A 552-nucleotide genomic window follows, 5' to 3' on the forward strand; every position below is an offset into this window, starting at 1 on the left:
TCTGGAGCATCAGGATGTGCCGTTCGAGCGGTTGGTGGAACTGCTGGCCCCGGACCGCTCGATGTCCCGGCACCCGCTCTTCCAGGTCATGCTCGCCGTTCAAAATCTCGGTCGGGCGCACCTGGAACTGCCCGGCCTCACCGTGGCACCGATGCACGCCGGTTCGGCGGTGGCCAAGTTCGATCTCGATGTGACGCTGGGCGAGGTCTTCGACGGTGACGGCCGTCCGCTGGGGTTGCGGGGGGCTGTGACCGGGGCGGCGGACTTGTTCGATCCGGTCAGTGTGGAGGCGCTTGCTGAGCGGTTGGTGCGGGTGCTGGGGGTGGTGGCTGCCGATGCTCGGGTGCGGGTGAGCCGGGTGCCGGTGCTGTCGGATGCCGAACGGCACCAGGTGGTGGCGGGTTGGAACGACACGGCGGTGCCGGTCACGGAGGCGACCTGGCCGGTGCTGTTTGCGGAGCGGGTGGCGTCGGTGCCGGGTGCGGTGGCGGTGGTGTGTGGGGAGGAGGAGTTGACGTTTGCGGAGTTGGATGTGCGGGCGTCGCGGTTGGC

General features: G+C 69.2%; 1 protein-coding gene. It reads left to right on the top strand.

What is annotated here, in order from left to right; all coding sequences use genetic code 11:
- A partial coding sequence (locus ACLZN2_RS50995) for a condensation domain-containing protein (RefSeq protein WP_416987109.1) occupies positions 1-552 on the top strand: 552 nt, incomplete at both ends.

The sequence above is a fragment of the Streptomyces sp. T028 genome, from assembly GCF_048159505.1.
GTDB lineage: Bacteria > Actinomycetota > Actinomycetes > Streptomycetales > Streptomycetaceae > Streptomyces.